The sequence below is a fragment of the Bacillus methanolicus MGA3 genome, assembly GCF_000724485.1.
Lineage (GTDB): Bacteria > Bacillota > Bacilli > Bacillales > Cytobacillaceae > Bacillus_Z > Bacillus_Z methanolicus_A.
The window spans coordinates 1,285,473-1,302,244 of the sequence record NZ_CP007739.1; the positions used below are offsets into that span (position 1 = coordinate 1,285,473).

Annotated in this window: 13 protein-coding genes and 1 pseudogene; 13 read left to right on the top strand and 1 reads right to left on the bottom strand. The window is 39.1% G+C overall.

Features of this window, described 5'->3' with window-relative positions; genetic code table 11:
- Positions 1 to 118: 118 nt before the first annotated feature.
- The 5 genes and pseudogenes from BMMGA3_RS06360 to mutL all read left to right on the top strand — a co-directional run bounded on the left by BMMGA3_RS06360 (position 119) and on the right by mutL (position 6,532).
- Positions 119 to 667: an outer spore coat protein CotE gene (locus BMMGA3_RS06360; RefSeq protein ID WP_003349173.1), complete on the top strand. Its 549-nt coding sequence runs from the start codon at positions 119 to 121 to the stop codon at positions 665 to 667.
- Positions 668 to 792: 125 nt separating this feature from the next.
- Positions 793 to 1,110: pseudogene (locus BMMGA3_RS18225) on the top strand (VOC family protein); the annotation flags it as partial.
- Between the two features lie 321 nt (positions 1,111 to 1,431).
- Positions 1,432 to 1,848: a VOC family protein gene (locus BMMGA3_RS18230; protein ID WP_237712881.1), complete on the top strand. Its 417-nt coding sequence runs from the start codon at positions 1,432 to 1,434 to the stop codon at positions 1,846 to 1,848.
- Positions 1,849 to 1,964: 116 nt separating this feature from the next.
- Complete coding sequence (mutS, locus tag BMMGA3_RS06370) at positions 1,965 to 4,577, top strand: DNA mismatch repair protein MutS (protein WP_003349176.1); 2,613 nt, start codon at positions 1,965 to 1,967, stop codon at positions 4,575 to 4,577.
- Positions 4,578 to 4,618: 41 nt separating this feature from the next.
- Positions 4,619 to 6,532, top strand: coding sequence for a DNA mismatch repair endonuclease MutL (mutL, locus tag BMMGA3_RS06375; protein WP_003349178.1), 1,914 nt, complete (start codon positions 4,619 to 4,621; stop codon positions 6,530 to 6,532).
- Between the two features lie 160 nt (positions 6,533 to 6,692).
- Here the strand turns inward: mutL and mreBH are convergent, their stop codons facing one another.
- Entirely contained in the window at positions 6,693 to 7,703 is a 1,011-nt protein-coding gene (gene mreBH / locus BMMGA3_RS06380; RefSeq protein ID WP_003349180.1) for a rod-share determining protein MreBH, read from the bottom strand.
- Positions 7,704 to 7,952: 249 nt separating this feature from the next.
- On the opposite strand from mreBH, the gene miaA reads away from it, so the two are divergent.
- From miaA to BMMGA3_RS06420, 8 genes are all read left to right on the top strand, one after another.
- The gene (miaA, locus tag BMMGA3_RS06385; RefSeq protein WP_050943045.1) at positions 7,953 to 8,942 is read left to right on the top strand and encodes a tRNA (adenosine(37)-N6)-dimethylallyltransferase MiaA; all 990 of its coding nucleotides are present in this window, start codon (positions 7,953 to 7,955) and stop codon (positions 8,940 to 8,942) included.
- 29 nt (positions 8,943 to 8,971) lie between these two features.
- A complete protein-coding gene (gene hfq / locus BMMGA3_RS06390) occupies positions 8,972 to 9,214 on the top strand; it encodes an RNA chaperone Hfq (RefSeq protein ID WP_003349184.1) in 243 nt (80 codons plus the stop codon).
- 246 nt (positions 9,215 to 9,460) lie between these two features.
- Positions 9,461 to 10,414, top strand: coding sequence for a stage V sporulation protein K (gene spoVK / locus BMMGA3_RS06395; protein WP_003349186.1), 954 nt, complete (start codon positions 9,461 to 9,463; stop codon positions 10,412 to 10,414).
- A 277-nt stretch (positions 10,415 to 10,691) separates the two neighbouring features.
- Positions 10,692 to 11,951, top strand: a complete 1,260-nt coding sequence (hflX, locus tag BMMGA3_RS06400) for a GTPase HflX (RefSeq protein ID WP_003349188.1) — start codon at positions 10,692 to 10,694, stop codon at positions 11,949 to 11,951.
- A 17-nt stretch (positions 11,952 to 11,968) separates the two neighbouring features.
- Positions 11,969 to 13,240 (top strand): methionine gamma-lyase family protein, encoded by a 1,272-nt coding sequence (locus BMMGA3_RS06405; RefSeq protein ID WP_003349190.1) that lies wholly within the window; start codon positions 11,969 to 11,971, stop codon positions 13,238 to 13,240.
- A 233-nt stretch (positions 13,241 to 13,473) separates the two neighbouring features.
- The gene (locus tag BMMGA3_RS06410) at positions 13,474 to 13,881 is read left to right on the top strand and encodes a MerR family transcriptional regulator (RefSeq protein ID WP_003349193.1); all 408 of its coding nucleotides are present in this window, start codon (positions 13,474 to 13,476) and stop codon (positions 13,879 to 13,881) included.
- Positions 13,882 to 13,922: 41 nt separating this feature from the next.
- Entirely contained in the window at positions 13,923 to 15,257 is a 1,335-nt protein-coding gene (gene glnA, locus BMMGA3_RS06415) for a type I glutamate--ammonia ligase (protein WP_003349195.1), read from the top strand.
- Positions 15,258 to 16,051: 794 nt separating this feature from the next.
- Positions 16,052 to 16,375: a hypothetical protein gene (locus tag BMMGA3_RS06420; RefSeq protein ID WP_237712877.1), complete on the top strand. Its 324-nt coding sequence runs from the start codon at positions 16,052 to 16,054 to the stop codon at positions 16,373 to 16,375.
- Positions 16,376 to 16,772: the final 397 nt, after the last annotated feature.

Here is a 16,772-nt window from a genome sequence, read left to right on the forward strand (position 1 = left end):
TAGAATGAAGTATATCGCAGTTAGTTAGACAACTTGATTCTATTGAAAATTTATAATCACACTAGTCTAATGACCCGCATACGATGAAGTGAAAATGAATGAGGAGGGTTCGCTCGCAATGGGAGAATTTAGAGAGATAATTACAAAAGCGGTCGTTGCGAAAGGACGAAAATTTACGCAGTCCAATCATACGATCAGCCCGGCTCACCATCCATCCAGCATTCTAGGCGGTTGGATTATCAACCATAAGTACGATGCGAAGAAGGTCGGGAATACAGTAGAAGTAAGCGGCTCCTATGACATTAACGTTTGGTACTCTTATCTTGATAATACAAAAACTGATGTAGCGACTGAACGTGTCAAATATTCGGATGTCATGAAATTAAAATACCGCGATCCGGACTGTTTAGATGATCAAGATGTAATCGCCCGTGTTCTTCAACAGCCAAATTGCATTGAAGTTGTCATTTCACCAAATGGCAACAAAATAATTGTCCAATCAGAAAGAGAGTTTCTTTGTGAAGTGATTGGCGAAACAAAAGTATGTGTCGAAGTTCACTCTGATAAAGTCAAAAGCGATGATGACGACGACTGGGGCTTGGATGTTGATGATGAAGAATTCGCAGAGTTAAATCCTGATTTCCTAGTTGGAAATGAAGAAGAGTAGGAATAAGCTAGGGAGGTTATGCTTTCCTAGTTTTTCTTTTAACAAAAGATCGGACAAGCTTTACTTTTGGTCAAACAGATGAAAAGAATCTATTATTAAATTAAATTTAATTTAAAGGGGAGATTATGTTGAAGATTTATCAAGTTCAATTAAAATGTTTTCATTTAGAAAAAATGAAGAAATTTTACACCGAAATGCTTGGAATGGAGCTAATAGTGGAAGGGGATCGGCATTTTGCCGTAATGGCAGGAACAACAAAATTAATTTTTGAAAAATGTTCATTTTTGCCTTCTTACCATGTTTGCTTTCGAGCAGGGAGCGAATTTATTGACCACATGTATAAGCGCCTTGCTGAAAACGGTTTGCTTCTTCCGAATGATGAAGGTGAATACAGTTTGTTTTGGGGAGGCAAGCAGTATTACTTTGTCGACCCGGACGGAAATATTTTAGAAATGCTTGAAAGAACATTTTCATGGGGAGATAATCACGTTGAAAAAGGTTGGCATGATATTGGTGAAATCGGATGGCCTGTCAAAGATGTAAAAAAGATGCAAAAGTATTTATCATCTTATCTACATGACGAGCAAAATGAAGATTCAGAAAATTTTGCGTTTTTTGGCGATTCAACTGGTGTTATTGTTGTCGTAAAGGAAGGCAGGCATTGGTATCCAACTGACAGAAGTGCGGAAATTCATCCAATAAAGCTTGTTGTTTCCGGAGAGGAGGAAGCCCGTTTTAAACATGAAGAATATCCATATGAGGTAATCGTAAAAAAAGAATGGAATAAGACGGTTCCTGCTGTTCAATTCCGGATTGCTCGGCCAACGAATCAACTCGATAAGCTTGTAGAGTTTTATGAAAAAGGGGTGGGGCTTAAAAAGATTGGAGAATTTCGAAATCACGAAGGCTATGATGGCATTATGCTCGGATTGCCGGATTATCCTTATCACCTTGAGTTTACTCAACATGAAACCAATGCAGTTTTGCCAACTCCTACGAAAGAACATTTGCTAGTTTTCTACATTCCAAATCGATTTGAGAGGGACAAAATTGCCGAAAGACTAAAAGCAATGGGTCATCAAGAAGTCGAACCGGAAAATCCATATTGGGGAAGAGGCGGAGTAACATTTGAAGACCCTGACGGCTGGCGGATTGTTTTAATGAACACTGCAGGTATATAGGATTTTCTCTTTTTGCAAAATTGTGATTTGAACCCGTCCCCTGAAGTATTTAATGCTTTATGTTATAATGGATTGATGTAAAAAAGAATTGATAGATTAGAATATTGGGGGATATTATGGCAGCTTATACGCCGATGATACAACAATACTTACAAATCAAGGCAGACTATCAAGATGCCTTTTTATTTTTTCGCTTAGGCGATTTTTATGAAATGTTTTTTGACGATGCGATTAAAGCATCTCAAGAACTGGAAATCACCTTAACGAGCAGAGACGGCGGCGGTGATGAGCGGATTCCAATGTGCGGTGTACCATATCATTCTGCGGCCAGTTATATTGAACAATTGATCGAAAAAGGATATAAGGTAGCCATTTGCGAGCAAACGGAAGACCCGAAACAAGCAAAAGGTGTCGTAAAGCGCGAGGTCGTTCAATTAATTACACCAGGAACGATGATGGAAGGCAGGGGCCTGAATGAAAAAGAAAACAACTATATTGCATCGATAACCTCATTTGATGATGCTACATACGGTTTTGCCTATAACGACCTTTCAACCGGAGAAAACAAAGTCACATTATTGACTGGTGGATTTGAAGAAGTCTTAAATGAACTTTCCATGTCTGGGGCAAAAGAGGTCGTGGTTTCGAGCAGCTTTGATGCAGATCTTCAAAGAAAAATGCGGGAAAGATCGGTGCTTACCATTTCTTTCGAAGATGATACGAACATTCAATCATCCTATGAGCATTTACTTAAAGAATTAAACCAGGATAAACTGCGTGTAACATCTGCCAGGTTATTAAACTATCTTTATCGAACACAAAAACGCAGCCTTGACCATCTGCAGCCTATTTCTACTTACCAAGTGCATCAATATATGAAGATTGATTATTATTCAAAACGAAATCTCGAGTTAACAGAAACGATTCGTTCCAAAGGGAAAAAGGGATCGCTTTTATGGCTGCTCGATGAAACAAAAACAGCAATGGGCGGCCGGCTATTAAAACAGTGGATTGACAGGCCGTTAATTAATCGGGATTCAATTGAAAAAAGACTTTCGTTTGTCGAAACGTTAATGAATCATTACTTCGAACGCCAGGATCTTAGGGAAAAATTAAAAGAAGTGTATGATCTTGAGCGTCTGGCCGGGAGAGTAGCTTTTGGAAATGTGAATGCCAGAGATCTAATTCAGCTAAAGCGTTCCTTGCTTCAAGTGCCGCACTTAAAAGAGATTGTTGCCGGGCTGCCAAATGAAGATGCCCGGCATTTTGCCGACCGCCTTGATCCATGTGAGGAAGTAACAGATCTATTGGAACGGGCATTAGTCGAAAATCCGCCCGTTTCAATAAAAGAAGGAAATATCATTCAAGACGGTTACAATGAAGAACTGGACAAATACCGGGACGCTATGAAGAACGGAAAGACATGGATTGCAATGCTTGAACGAAAGGAAAGGGAAAAAACCGGCATTAAATCTTTAAAGGTTGGCTATAATCGCGTATTCGGGTATTACATTGAAGTAACAAAAGCTAATCTTCATCTCTTAAAAGACGGGCAGTATGAACGGAAGCAAACATTAGCAAACGCCGAAAGGTTTATTACTCCGGAATTAAAAGAAAAAGAAGCTTTAATTTTAGAAGCTGAGGAAAAAAGCGTTGAATTAGAGTATCAATTATTTGTTGAATTGCGTGATTATGTAAAAGAATTTATACCGAGACTTCAGGCGCTGGCCAGGACGGTAAGCGAACTCGATGTCCTGCAGTGCTTTGCAACTGTCAGTGAGGAACGGCATTTTACAAGACCTGCATTTTCGGACGACCGCCGGATCGTTATAAAAGATGGCCGACATCCAGTTGTTGAAAAAGTAATGAATGCACAAGAGTATGTGCCGAATGATTGCTATATGGATGCAGACAGAGAAATTTTGCTCATTACCGGCCCGAACATGTCAGGAAAAAGCACTTATATGAGACAAATAGCTTTAACGGCCATTTTAGCGCAAATTGGCTGTTTTGTACCTGCATCAGAAGCTGTCCTGCCGATCTTTGACCAAGTATTTACAAGGATCGGCGCGGCTGATGATTTAATTTCCGGACAAAGCACATTTATGGTTGAAATGCTCGAAGCAAAGAATGCCATCACGAATGCCACAAAGGACAGTTTGATTTTATTCGATGAGATTGGCCGGGGAACGTCTACGTATGATGGAATGGCTTTAGCCCAGGCAATTATTGAGTACATTCATAACAGAATTGGAGCGAAAACGTTATTCTCCACTCATTATCATGAATTAACGGTACTTGAAGAAGAATTGCCTAAGGTCAAAAATGTTCATGTAAGTGCCATCGAACAAAATGGAAAAGTTGTCTTTTTGCATAAGATTAAAGAGGGAGCTGCAGACAAAAGTTATGGCATTCATGTTGCCCAGCTTGCTGAATTGCCGGAAGATCTAATCAACCGGGCAAATGAAATTCTTCAGGAACTTGAGCAAAAAGCAGTTTCTGAGACAGCCATGAATAACGATGACCGGCAATTTGAAAATGATCCATCTGACATGATAGAAGAAACACAATTATCTTTTTTTGATGAACCAGTGATAAAGAAACAAGCCAAGTTCAATTCAAAAGAGAAGCGCGTCCTTGACAGTTTGAAAGAACTCAATATTTTGGACATGACTCCACTGCAAGCGTTAAATACTCTTTATGATCTGCAAAAAAAATTAAGAGGATAAAATCGAAATAATTAAACATATTTCAGCAGGAGGTGAGAATCATGGGGAAAATTATTCAACTCGATGATTTGCTATCAAACAAAATTGCCGCAGGAGAAGTTGTCGAAAGGCCTGCTTCCGTTGTTAAAGAATTGGTGGAAAATGCGATTGATGCCGGAAGTACGATTATTGAAGTGGAAATCGAAGAGGCAGGAATGGCAAAAATTAGAGTTATTGATAACGGGGATGGAATCGAAGAAGAGGATGTACCACTTGCTTTTCAGCGCCATGCGACGAGCAAAATAAAAGATGAAAACGACCTTTTTCGAATCCGTACTCTCGGGTTCCGCGGAGAAGCATTGCCAAGTATAGCTGCTGTTTCCCGGCTTGAACTTAAGACTTCAACAGGGAACGATGCAGGAACAAAAATAGTGCTCAAAGGCGGAAAAGTAGAAAAGATCGAAAAATCACCAAGCCGCAAGGGAACAGATATTACAGTAACGGATTTATTTTTTAATACACCGGCACGGCTCAAATATCTGAAAACCATCCATACGGAGCTGGGAAATATAACCGATGTCATGAACCGTCTGGCACTCGGGAACCCGAATATATCCTTTCGTCTTGTTCATAATGGCCGAAAGCTTTTACACACTGTTGGCAATGGGGACGTTCGCCAGGTGCTTGCAGCTATTTACGGAATAAATATTGTCAAAAAAATGATTCCGATTTCATTTGAGTCACTTGATTTCCAAGTTACTGGATATATTTCATTGCCTGAAGTGACAAGAGCGTCCCGAAACTATATAACGACGATGATTAACGGAAGGTTTATCAAAAATTATCCTCTTGTAAAGGCAATTCAGGAAGGGTATCATACTCTGCTTCCAATTGGACGTTATCCAATCGTTTTATTAAATATTCAAATGGATCCATTACTAGTCGATGTGAACGTTCATCCGGCAAAAATGGAAGTAAGACTAAGTAAAGAACACGAATTAAATGAATTAGTCACCACCGGCATTAAACAGGCTCTGAAAACGCAGGAATTAATTCCTTCAGGTATTCAGCAAGTAAAAAAAGAGCGCCCAAAAACGGAGCAAACTTACATGGATCTTGACCATCTTCCCGAATGGAAAAATGATTTAGTAGAAAAAGATCATGAAAAACAAGAACCAATTACCTTCACTCCTGCTGTTAAGGAACCGTATAAAGGTTTGTTTGGACAATCTCAGAGCCCTTTAAATAATTCGCTAAGTCAACAGGAAGAAAATTTAGTAGAAAATGCAATACTAGCTGATGAAAATGAGAACAGTTTCTATGAAGAAAACTTACAAGAAACGACGCATGATGAGCCTAGCTCCAATGATGAAGAAACTTTGCAAAAAACACCGCGCATTCCTCCACTCTATCCTATCGGGCAAATGCACGGAACGTATATATTAGCGCAAAATGAGAAGGGGCTTTATATTATTGATCAGCACGCGGCTCAAGAACGAATAAAGTATGAATATTTTAAGGAAAAAGTCGGTCAGGTTGAAAAAGAACTTCAAGAATTGCTTGTTCCTCTGACTTTTGAGTATTCTACCGACGATTTTTTGAAAATCAATGAGAATTTAGAAGAGCTGCAAAAAGTAGGCGTATTTTTGGAGCCTTTTGGCCATAACAGTTTTATTGTCCGTTCTCATCCACAGTGGTTTCCGAAAGGAGAAGAGAAAGAAATCATTGAGGATATGATCGAGCAGCTGCTGCAGATGAAAAAAGTTGATATTAAGAAGCTTAGAGAAGAAGCAGCTATCATGATGAGCTGCAAGGGATCCATAAAAGCGAATCAGTATTTGCGAAATGAAGAAATCCAAGCGTTATTGGATACACTTAGACAGACAAGCGATCCATTTACATGTCCACACGGAAGACCTATCATCATCCATTTTTCTACGTATGAAATGGAAAAAATGTTTAAGCGTGTTATGTAAAGTAAACAAGGCGAGGCTGACTCATTAGCAAAGGGTCAGACCCCTCCAATTCAATATATAGACAAACACTAATCTATATATTGTCATTGTTGGAGGGAGTCAGACCCTTATGAGTCAGCCTCTCATTGCTTTAAAGTGTTAAGGATGCCCCGGAATTATCTTATTTCACTGCTGTTGCTTGAAGCTTATGGATGAATTTTAATGCTTTTCCGGTTCCAATCGCTACCGATTCTAATGGACTTGAAGCCAGATGAACGGGAACAACAATTTCTTTGCTCAGCCAATCCTGCATTCCGTTCATCAAGGCGCCCCCTCCGGTTAAAATAACACCACGGTCAACGATATCGCCGCTCAATTCAGCCGGGCAATCTTCAAGAGTTGCACGGATGGCTTCCAAAATATGGAGCAATGATTCCCGCATAGCATCCCGAATTTCATAGGATGACAAAGTAATTGTTTTAGGTAAGCCTGTCACTAAGTCGCGCCCGCGAATATCCATTTTTAATTCTTCATGATCAACTAGGGCGTAGCCAATTTCCATTTTAACTCTCTCAGCTGTTCTTTCACCGATTAAAACACTATATTCTTTGCGCACGTATTGCATAATATCATCATCCAGCCGGTCGCCGGCGATTCGGATGGAATGGCAAGCGACAACGCCCCCAAAAGAAATAATGGCGACTTCGGTCGTTCCTCCTCCAATATCAACGATCACATTGGCTATCGGCTCATCGACAGGCAGGCCGGCCCCGATCGCAGCCGCCACTGGTTCTTCAATTAAAAAAACTTTTTTTGCACCGGCATTGCGGACAGCGTCTTGAATAGCCCTTCGTTCAACACTCGTTGAACCTGAAGGTGTACAAACGACCACATTCGGCTTGCGAATTTGAAAACCCAATTTTTTCGAAGCTTTTTTCATTATATGTTTCAGCATTTCCGTTGTAACATCATAATCAGCTATCACACCATCTTTTAATGGGCGGATTGCTTTAATTTTTCCAGGAGTTTTCCCAATCATTTCTTTTGCTTCTTTTCCTACCGCAAGCACATGATTTGTTTCTGTATCAATGGCTACAACAGACGGCTCATTTAACGCAATTCCTTTATTTTTACTGTAAACTAATATATTTGCTGTACCTAAATCAATTCCAAGTTCAGATGTTGTAATCATCATATTCACCCAATTCCCTATAATTAATGACCAATATAATCTTCTATATAAATTATCATGAATTTGGGGGTAGAAGCGGTAATGTTAACAAATCGTTATAGAAATGTAATGTTTGAAGAAATTATTTCAATGATGTAAAAAAAATTAAATGGTAAGTTGATCGGTGTATAGAAAACAATCCTACTGTATAAACTGATTTGATGTTAAATTGCTTTATCGAACTAGGTACGATAGAATATAAATAATCAAATGGATGGAAAAGACGGAGTGAAAAGGTTGAGCAACAAGGAAAAACTTGCTGTATTGATTGGTCCAACAGCAGTGGGGAAAACAAAACTTAGCATCGAACTTGCAAAGCGGCTCAATGGTGAAATTATTAGCGGAGACTCTATGCAAATTTACAGGGGGATGGATATTGGGACTGCAAAAATCAAAAAAGAAGAAATGGAAGGAATCCCCCATTATTTAATCGATATAAAAGACCCGGACGAATCATTTTCCGTTGCAGAGTTTCAAGAACTCGTTAGAGAGAAAATCTCGGAAATATCTTCCCGAGGATCGCTCCCCATGATTGTCGGAGGAACGGGATTATATATTCAATCAGTTATTTATGATTATCAATTTTCTGATGCGCCGTCTGATGATGAATTTCGAAAAAAACTTGAACAAAAAGCAGCCATAAAAGGAAATGATGCACTTTTTCAGGAATTAAAGAAAATAGACCCTGTCAGTGCAGAAAAAATTCATCCCAATAATATCCGGAGAGTGATACGGGCACTTGAAATTTATTACTGTACCGGAAAAACGATGTCTGAATATCAAAGAAAGCAAGATCCTAAAATTTTGTATCAAACCGCAATCGTAGGCCTTACGATGGAAAGAGATCAATTATATGACAGGATTAATAAGCGTGTAGACATGATGATCGCTGAAGGTCTAGTGGAAGAAGCAGAACGCTTTTTTCGGGCAGGACTAAGGAATTGCCAGTCTATCCAGGCAATTGGATACAAGGAATTATACGACTACTTTGATGGGCGAATCAGTCTAGAAGAAGCGGTGGAAAATTTAAAACAAAATTCACGCCGTTATGCGAAAAGGCAATTAACATGGTTTCGAAACAAAATGAATGTAGAATGGTTTGACATGACGGGAGTGGACGATTCCACAAAGCTTGCAAAAAAAATTGATGAAATTTCCGATTATATTGAAGGAAAGCTTAAAATAAAATCGAATACATAATAATTAGAGATATAAGAGGAGGATCCACAATGAAACAATCCATTAATATTCAAGACCAATTTTTAAATCAATGCCGCAAGGACGGAGCAAACATTACAGTTTTCTTATTAAATGGTTTCCAATTAAGAGGTCAAATAAAAGGCTTTGATAACTTTACGGTTCTTATTGAATCGGAAGGGAAACAACAGCTTGTATATAAGCATGCGATTTCAACGTTTTCGCCTCAACGCAATATGCAAATTGATATAGAAGGCCAGCAGCCACAGTCCTAATTGGTAAATAAAGTCCGCTTTAAAAGCGGGCTTTTTTTGTTGTCTTTTGGATGTTGGTAATGGTTCATCCAAATCTTTTTTAATGAATTCTATTTATTGTGAATACATATAAAGAAAGGTAATATTTCTTGGGAAACCGCAAGTTACGACAATTCTCGTTGGGGCCAGACCCCCATTAACAATGGGCATTTGTCACAAATTCAGCAACGGAGCGTATACTGTTTTCTAGAATGTGAGGTGAAAGCTTTGGATCAACCGATGCGAATGAAAAATAACGGACAAATTAATATTGTTCTAAGTTCCCAAAAGCGAAAAGGACTCACGAAAGAGATGTTCGATACACAAGTTGTTCCAAAAGCAATTCCTGCAGAACATACGGCTTTAAAGGAAATTGAAGAAGAGTTAAGCACACTTGTTGGAATGGAAGAGATGAAAAGGACGATCAAAGAAATTTATGCATGGATTTATGTAAATAAAAAACGGGAAGAAATGGGGCTTAAAACAGAGAAACAAGTTCTTCATATGATGTTTAAAGGCAACCCCGGCACAGGAAAAACAACTGTTGCCAGAATGATCGGAAAACTATTCCAGAAAATGAATGTATTATCAAAAGGCCATTTAATCGAAGCGGAAAGAGCCGATCTTGTTGGGGAATATATCGGCCATACCGCTCAAAAAACAAGGGACTTGATAAAAAAAGCACTTGGCGGAATTCTCTTCATTGACGAAGCTTATTCATTAGGACGGGGCGGAGAGAAGGATTTTGGAAAAGAAGCGATTGATACACTAGTAAAACATATGGAAGACAAGCAGCACGAATTTATTTTAATATTGGCAGGGTATTCAAGGGAAATGGAAGCTTTTCTTAAACTAAATCCGGGGCTCCATTCAAGATTCCCGCTTGTCATTGACTTTCCTGATTATTCAATTGATCAATTAATGGAGATAGGAAGCAGGATGTTAAAAGAAAGAGAATATTTGTTGAGCCATGAAGCAGAAAAAAAGTTAAAAGATCATCTCATTTGGGTAAAATCTGTTCTGAACCCTCCAAGTTTTTCAAATGGAAGATATATTCGAAATGTAATAGAAAAATCAATCCGCTCCCAGGCAATGAGACTTTTAATGCAAAACCAATATGACCGGCATGATTTGATGACAATACGAAGCAACGATCTTGTATATGAAGAAATGAACCAATAAGCGAACCAGAGAGTTTGAAAGTCGATCATAAATCATAAAAAGTGGATCATAAGTTCTCGAAAGTGGATTATAAATTTCAAAAAGTGGCTCATAAATTGAAAGTGGCTTATAAAACAAAAAGGACTCCCCGTTCGTCATTCTGTGAAAAAGGATTCTGTCGATGGCAGAATCCTTTAATTATATATTCCACACATTTTCCTAACTGCTAACATTAGGATAACAAAAATTTTTTTGGTATGATGTTACCATACTGCTTTTTAAGAAAGGAGGTTGTTTGTTGGAACAACATACTGATCTTGAAAAGGCCATCCTCGTTGGATGCCAGACATCAGAAGAAGATGATGTCCGTTTTCAATATTCGATGGAGGAACTTGCTGCACTAACCAAAACAGCAAAGGGAAATGTCCTTGTTTCCGTTGTCCAGAAGCGCGAAAGAATCCATCCTTCTACATATATTGGCAAAGGTAAGGTTGACGAACTAAAAGCTCTTGTTGAAGAACTTGAAGCAGATGTAGTTATCGTTAATGACGAATTATCACCAAGCCAAATTCGAAATCTTTCACGGCATTTGAATGTCCGTATCATTGATCGTACACAGCTTATTCTAGATATTTTTGCCCAAAGAGCGCGTTCAAAGGAAGGCAAACTTCAAGTTGAGCTGGCACAGCTTCAATATTTGCTTCCGCGCCTAAGTGGAAAAGGGACCGAATTGTCAAGGCTTGGCGGCGGAATTGGTACAAGAGGACCGGGTGAAACGAAGCTTGAATCAGACCGGCGCCATATCCGCAGGAGAATTGATGATATCAAAACTCAGTTGAAAGGGATTGTTCAGCACCGCGAACGTTACCGGGAGCGCCGCAAAAAGAACAGAGCCTTTCAAATTGCTCTCGTCGGTTATACAAATGCAGGGAAATCCACACTTTTTAACAGATTGACCGAAGCCGATTCATACGAAGAAAACCAGCTGTTTGCTACATTGGATCCGATGACGAGAAAGCTGATTTTACCAAGCGGATTTACCGTTTTAGTGACGGACACAGTCGGTTTTATTCAGGAATTACCGACAACTCTTATCGCAGCCTTCAGGTCCACGTTAGAAGAAGTGAAAGAAGCCGATTTGCTTTTGCATGTTGTAGATATGTCAAACCCGGATTATTTCCAGCATGAAAAAACGGTAAATGAACTGCTTGAAGATTTGGAAATTCATCAAATTCCGCAAATAACCGTGTATAATAAAAAAGATATTCAGCACCCTGATTTTGTCCCAACCGCTAAAACGGAGACCGTTATTATCAGTGCGTTTAACAAAGAAGACAGGGATATGCTGAAGAAGAAAATCGAGGAAGCGATGATTGGAATGATGAATTACTACCATGTTATTCTTCCGTCAACCGAAGGAAAACTTCTTTCCCAATTAAAAAATGAAACCATTCTCAGGGAATTATCATTTGATGAAGAAAAACAATCCTATATTTGTAAAGGATACGCCTTTAAGGATCATCAAATTTCCGGTATTTTAAAAGAAAATTCAGTATAAAAGATAGGAGCAGCACCATGTTTCAACATTTAGAATACGGAGTAAAATTGGAAGCTTTGGCAAGAGAAGTTGAAAAACAAATCGCTCATCTTCATATGGAAATAGATGAGAGAGCGGAAAAAAATCAATTCAGAGTCCTTCAGAGTTTTCAAGCTAACAAAGTAAGTGATTCTCATTTTATTCCATCTACTGGCTACGGGTATGATGACATAGGAAGGGACACATTAGAAAAAGTATATGCCGAAGTTTTTGGTGGAGAAGCGGGTCTTGTCCGTCCACAAATAATCTCAGGTACACATGCTATTTCGATTGCACTATTTGGTGTATTAAGACCGGGAGATGAATTGTTATATATTACAGGAAAACCTTATGATACACTTGAAGAAATTGTCGGCATTCGCGGGTCTGGAACAGGGTCATTAAAGGAATTCGGAATTCATTATAATAGTATTCCATTAACAGAAGATGGAAGAATTGATTTTCATGAAGTTGAAATAGCGATTAAACCGAATACAAAGATGATAGGGATTCAGCGGTCAAAAGGTTATGCAACAAGACCGTCCTTTACGATAGAGGAAATAAAAGAAATGATTACATTCGTAAAGGGGATTAAACCTGATGTTGTCGTGTTTGTTGATAACTGTTACGGAGAATTTGTTGAGGATCTGGAACCATGCCATGTTGGGGCAGATTTAATAGCAGGTTCACTTATAAAAAACCCAGGCGGCGGTTTAGCGAAAACAGGGGGCTATATAGTAGGAAAAGCAAAATTGGTCGAAGCTTGTTCGTACCGATTGACTTCGCCTGGAATCGGTGCTGAAGCAGGGGCCTCATTGTACAGTCTTCAGGAAATGTATCAAGGGTTCTTTTTGGCACCGCATGTAGTTGCCCAGGCTTTGAAGGGCGCTGTATTTACCGCTGCTATGCTTGAAAAATTGGGAATGAACACACATCCGAAATGGAACGATAAACGGACAGACTTAATTCAGTCTGTTCAATTTGATGACCGTGATAAAATGGTGGCATTCTGCCAGGCTATCCAGTTTGCATCACCAGTAAATTCTCATGTTACCCCGGTCCCGAGCTATATGCCCGGTTATGAAGATGACGTCATTATGGCTGCAGGAACATTTATTCAGGGGGCGAGTATTGAGTTAACGGCAGACGGTCCGATCAGGCCTCCGTTTGTCGCATATGTTCAGGGCGGGCTGACCTATTCCCATGTAAAAATGGCCGTACTGATTGCAATTGATCATTTAATGAAAAAAGGTTTAATTCAATTATCATAAATAGTTAAGTGGCTGACCCATAAGTGCAAGGCTTCCGTTTGTAGTTACATAATATTGTAGAAACATTGATGATGTTCTCAATATTTAGTAATGAACGGTGCCTGGCCTTATTGTTACGGGGCAGCCTCTTATTTTGAAAAATTTTTGTGTAATAAAATATAACATGGTATTGACAATAAACCTAACATAAAATATAATTTCTATATAAGAAAGGAAAGGTAGGAGAAATCGATGTGAGTGGAAGCAAAATTCGCCGTTCGATGCCTTTGTTTCCGATTGGAATTGTTATGAAGCTGACTGAGCTTTCAGCGAGACAAATTCGATATTATGAAGAACATGGATTGATTTCTCCAGCAAGAACGGATGGAAATCGGCGTCTTTTTTCATTAAACGATATTGATAAATTGCTTGAAATTAAGGACCTTATCGACCAGGGGGTCAATATCGCCGGAATTAAACAGTTATTCTCAGTAAAAGATCAACAGGAAGAAACAGCAAACATTCAGCAACAAGCAGAAAAAGCCCGACGTGACTTGTCTGATGAGGAATTGAGAAAGCTATTGCGAGCTGAATTATTGCAAGCAGGAAGATTTAACCGTTCCTCATTGCGGCAAGGCGACATGTCCCGCTTTTTCCATTAATTATATTTGATAAATGAATGATAACAGGGAGGACAACAGAAATGGCCAAGTACACAAAAGAAGATATTTTCCGCATGGCAAATGAAGAAAATGTAAAATTCATTCGTTTGCAATTTACTGACATCTTAGGAACGATCAAAAACGTAGAAATTCCTATAAGCCAGCTTGAAAAAGCGTTAGATAACAAAATGATGTTCGACGGTTCATCAATTGAAGGTTTTGTGCGTATTGAAGAGTCTGATATGTATCTTTACCCGGATCTCGATACATGGGTTATTTTCCCTTGGACTGCTGAAAAAGGAAAGGTTGCCCGTTTAATCTGTGACATTTACAATCCGGATGGTACACCATTCGAAGGAGATCCACGTGCAAACTTAAAACGCATTTTAAAAGAGATGGAAGAGTTAGGATTTACAAATTTCAATTTAGGTCCAGAACCAGAATTCTTCTTATTTAAACTCAACGAAAAAGAGGAGCCAACACTTGAACTAAATGATAATGGCGGGTATTTTGACTTGGCTCCGACTGATCTTGGCGAAAACTGCCGCCGCGATATCGTTCTTGAGCTAGAAGAAATGGGCTTTGAAATCGAGGCTTCTCACCACGAAGTAGCACCTGGCCAGCATGAAATTGATTTTAAATATGCAGATGCTGTAACAGCATGCGACAATATTCAAACGTTCAAGCTTGTTGTAAAAACCATTGCCCGTAAGCACGGATTGCATGCGACATTTATGCCAAAACCATTATTTGGTGTGAATGGATCTGGTATGCACTGCAATCTTTCACTGTTCACTGGAGACAAAAATGCATTTTTTGATCCAACAGGAAACCTTGAATTAAGCGACACAGCACGCCATTTTATTGCCGGTGTCCTTAAGCATGCACCTGCGTTCACTGCTGTTACAAACCCAACAGTTAACTCTTATAAGCGTTTAGTACCGGGATACGAGGCTCCTTGCTATGTTGCATGGTCTGCAAGAAACCGTTCACCATTGATCCGGATCCCTGCATCCCGTGGTTTAAGCACACGTGTAGAAGTACGCAGTGTTGATCCATCTGCTAACCCATACCTTGCAATGGCTGTATTATTGAAAGCTGGGTTAGATGGAATCAAAAACAAACTTACTGCTCCAGCACCAGTAGACCGCAACATTTATGTTATGAGCAAAGAAGAGCGCCTTGCTGAAGGAATCGAAGATTTGCCAGCAACTCTTGCTCAAGCATTAGACAATTTAAAAAGCGACGAAGTTATCGTGTCAGCACTTGGAAACCATATTTTTGAACACTTTGTTGAGGCAAAAGAAATCGAGTGGGATATGTTCCGTACACAAGTGCATCCTTGGGAGCGCGAACAATATATGACAATGTATTAATCTTTAAATCCCTTGACACCATTGGTGTTGAGGGATTTTTATTTATCAGGCATTTTTAATTATTGTTAGTTATTTTCTAACTGTCAGAAAAGTGCCCGATTTTATTTCAAAAAAATTATTCGAGTATATTCTTCATGTATTCCTCATACTTGCTATCCTGTCTTTTTCAATCTTCTTTTTGATATGTGAAAAAATATCATATGGTAATTTGAATAGTTCCATGTCCTAAGAGTTTTCTGTACATTCTTGGCTGACCTTATAATACGAACGCGATAGATCGTTAAAAAAATTGCACTCATAGCAATTGCTGGCTACTTCTTATTTCTAGTTCGCATATAGTGGGTTTCCACCGTTTGCAGAAGCAGCCGACGATGTTATGAGGTGGTTGAAAGGCTTCTATAAAGTACATGGGGTTTGGGCAACGATTGGATTGATTGTGTTTGTTTGTATCGTGGTTTGGATGTTTGGTAAGAAGCCAAGCGGAAAGAGCGCCGAAAAGAAGCGATAAGGGAAATGATGAAAAAAGGAGAGAAAAAATGAAGAATCGTGAATATCCGAAAACGGTGTTCAGGAAGAAGATTATAAAAGAGTTTTTTGGATCGGATTTTTTTGGTGTTGTTTCTGTCAGTCGTTGCAATCGTTCGTGTAGGAAATGCCGGTACTAGTCAGGCAGAAGCAGAGCCGGTACATGAAAAAGTAAATAAATAAGAGAAATTAGCCGTAAGCTATATGTGGCTAAAACTAGGAAACTGTATATTAGATACTAGCCCATTCTCTCTCATAGTTCTACCAATATGTCGTCTCGAAACGAAGTGTTCGCAACGCTGCGTTCCATTACAGATATTGCCCCCGTGGGCAGTGCGGTTATTTTCGATTACTTTGTACTAGAAGAAGCTACTCCATATATGAAAAAGATGCAGGAGAATTTACGAAAGATAGGCGAGCCGATTAAAACGACCTTTGACCCGTCAACACTGGCTTTTGAATTGGAAAGTTTAGGGCTCCGTCTTCATGAGAACTTAAGCCCATCCGATATCCAAGAACGCTATTTTCAGAGTCGAACGAACGGCTATTATGCGAGTAAACATGTGCGCTTTGCTATGGCAGTAGTAGAGTGAAAAAATATGTTCTCCCTTATTAGATGATTATTAACGCCGCAATTTGGCGTTTTTTTTAATTCTTTAATTGCAAAAAACTTGCGGTATTACCTGGGGAACGTTATTTACACGTTCATGCCTCAAAAGGTCAGGGTTAATTTTTTGGAAAGTTCCCAACGAAAAACCCGTTGAGTGCAAGGAGTTTTCTGTACTCTGATTGAACATTTTGGATATTACTTCTAGAAAGGATTACTCCTTTATTCCATTAAAGGGACATATTCTGGAATAAGTGATTGCGTAGAAACTTGAACTAATCGTTATTATGCTAAAGGGCGGGATAAATTAAAAAGAAGAATTAAAAAAGTCGATTCCTGTACAGTTCACAGGAAACTGGCTTTTTTTTAGGTTGAAATCTGTT

Bases quoted from the DNA above. Each gene is read 5' to 3' on its own strand.
- hfq (WP_003349184.1), top strand. From the start codon at position 8,972: ATGAAACAATCCATTAATATTCAAGACCAATTTTTAAATCAATGCCGC.
- miaA (WP_050943045.1), top strand. From the start codon at position 7,953: ATGGATGGAAAAGACGGAGTGAAAAGGTTGAGCAACAAGGAAAAACTT.
- mutL (WP_003349178.1), top strand. From the start codon at position 4,619: ATGGGGAAAATTATTCAACTCGATGATTTGCTATCAAACAAAATTGCC.
- glnA (WP_003349195.1), top strand. From the start codon at position 13,923: ATGGCCAAGTACACAAAAGAAGATATTTTCCGCATGGCAAATGAAGAA.
- BMMGA3_RS06360 (WP_003349173.1), top strand. From the start codon at position 119: ATGGGAGAATTTAGAGAGATAATTACAAAAGCGGTCGTTGCGAAAGGA.
- BMMGA3_RS06405 (WP_003349190.1), top strand. From the start codon at position 11,969: ATGTTTCAACATTTAGAATACGGAGTAAAATTGGAAGCTTTGGCAAGA.
- mreBH (WP_003349180.1), bottom strand. From the start codon at position 7,703: ATGATTACAACATCTGAACTTGGAATTGATTTAGGTACAGCAAATATA.
- BMMGA3_RS06420 (WP_237712877.1), top strand. From the start codon at position 16,052: ATGTCGTCTCGAAACGAAGTGTTCGCAACGCTGCGTTCCATTACAGAT.
- mutS (WP_003349176.1), top strand. From the start codon at position 1,965: ATGGCAGCTTATACGCCGATGATACAACAATACTTACAAATCAAGGCA.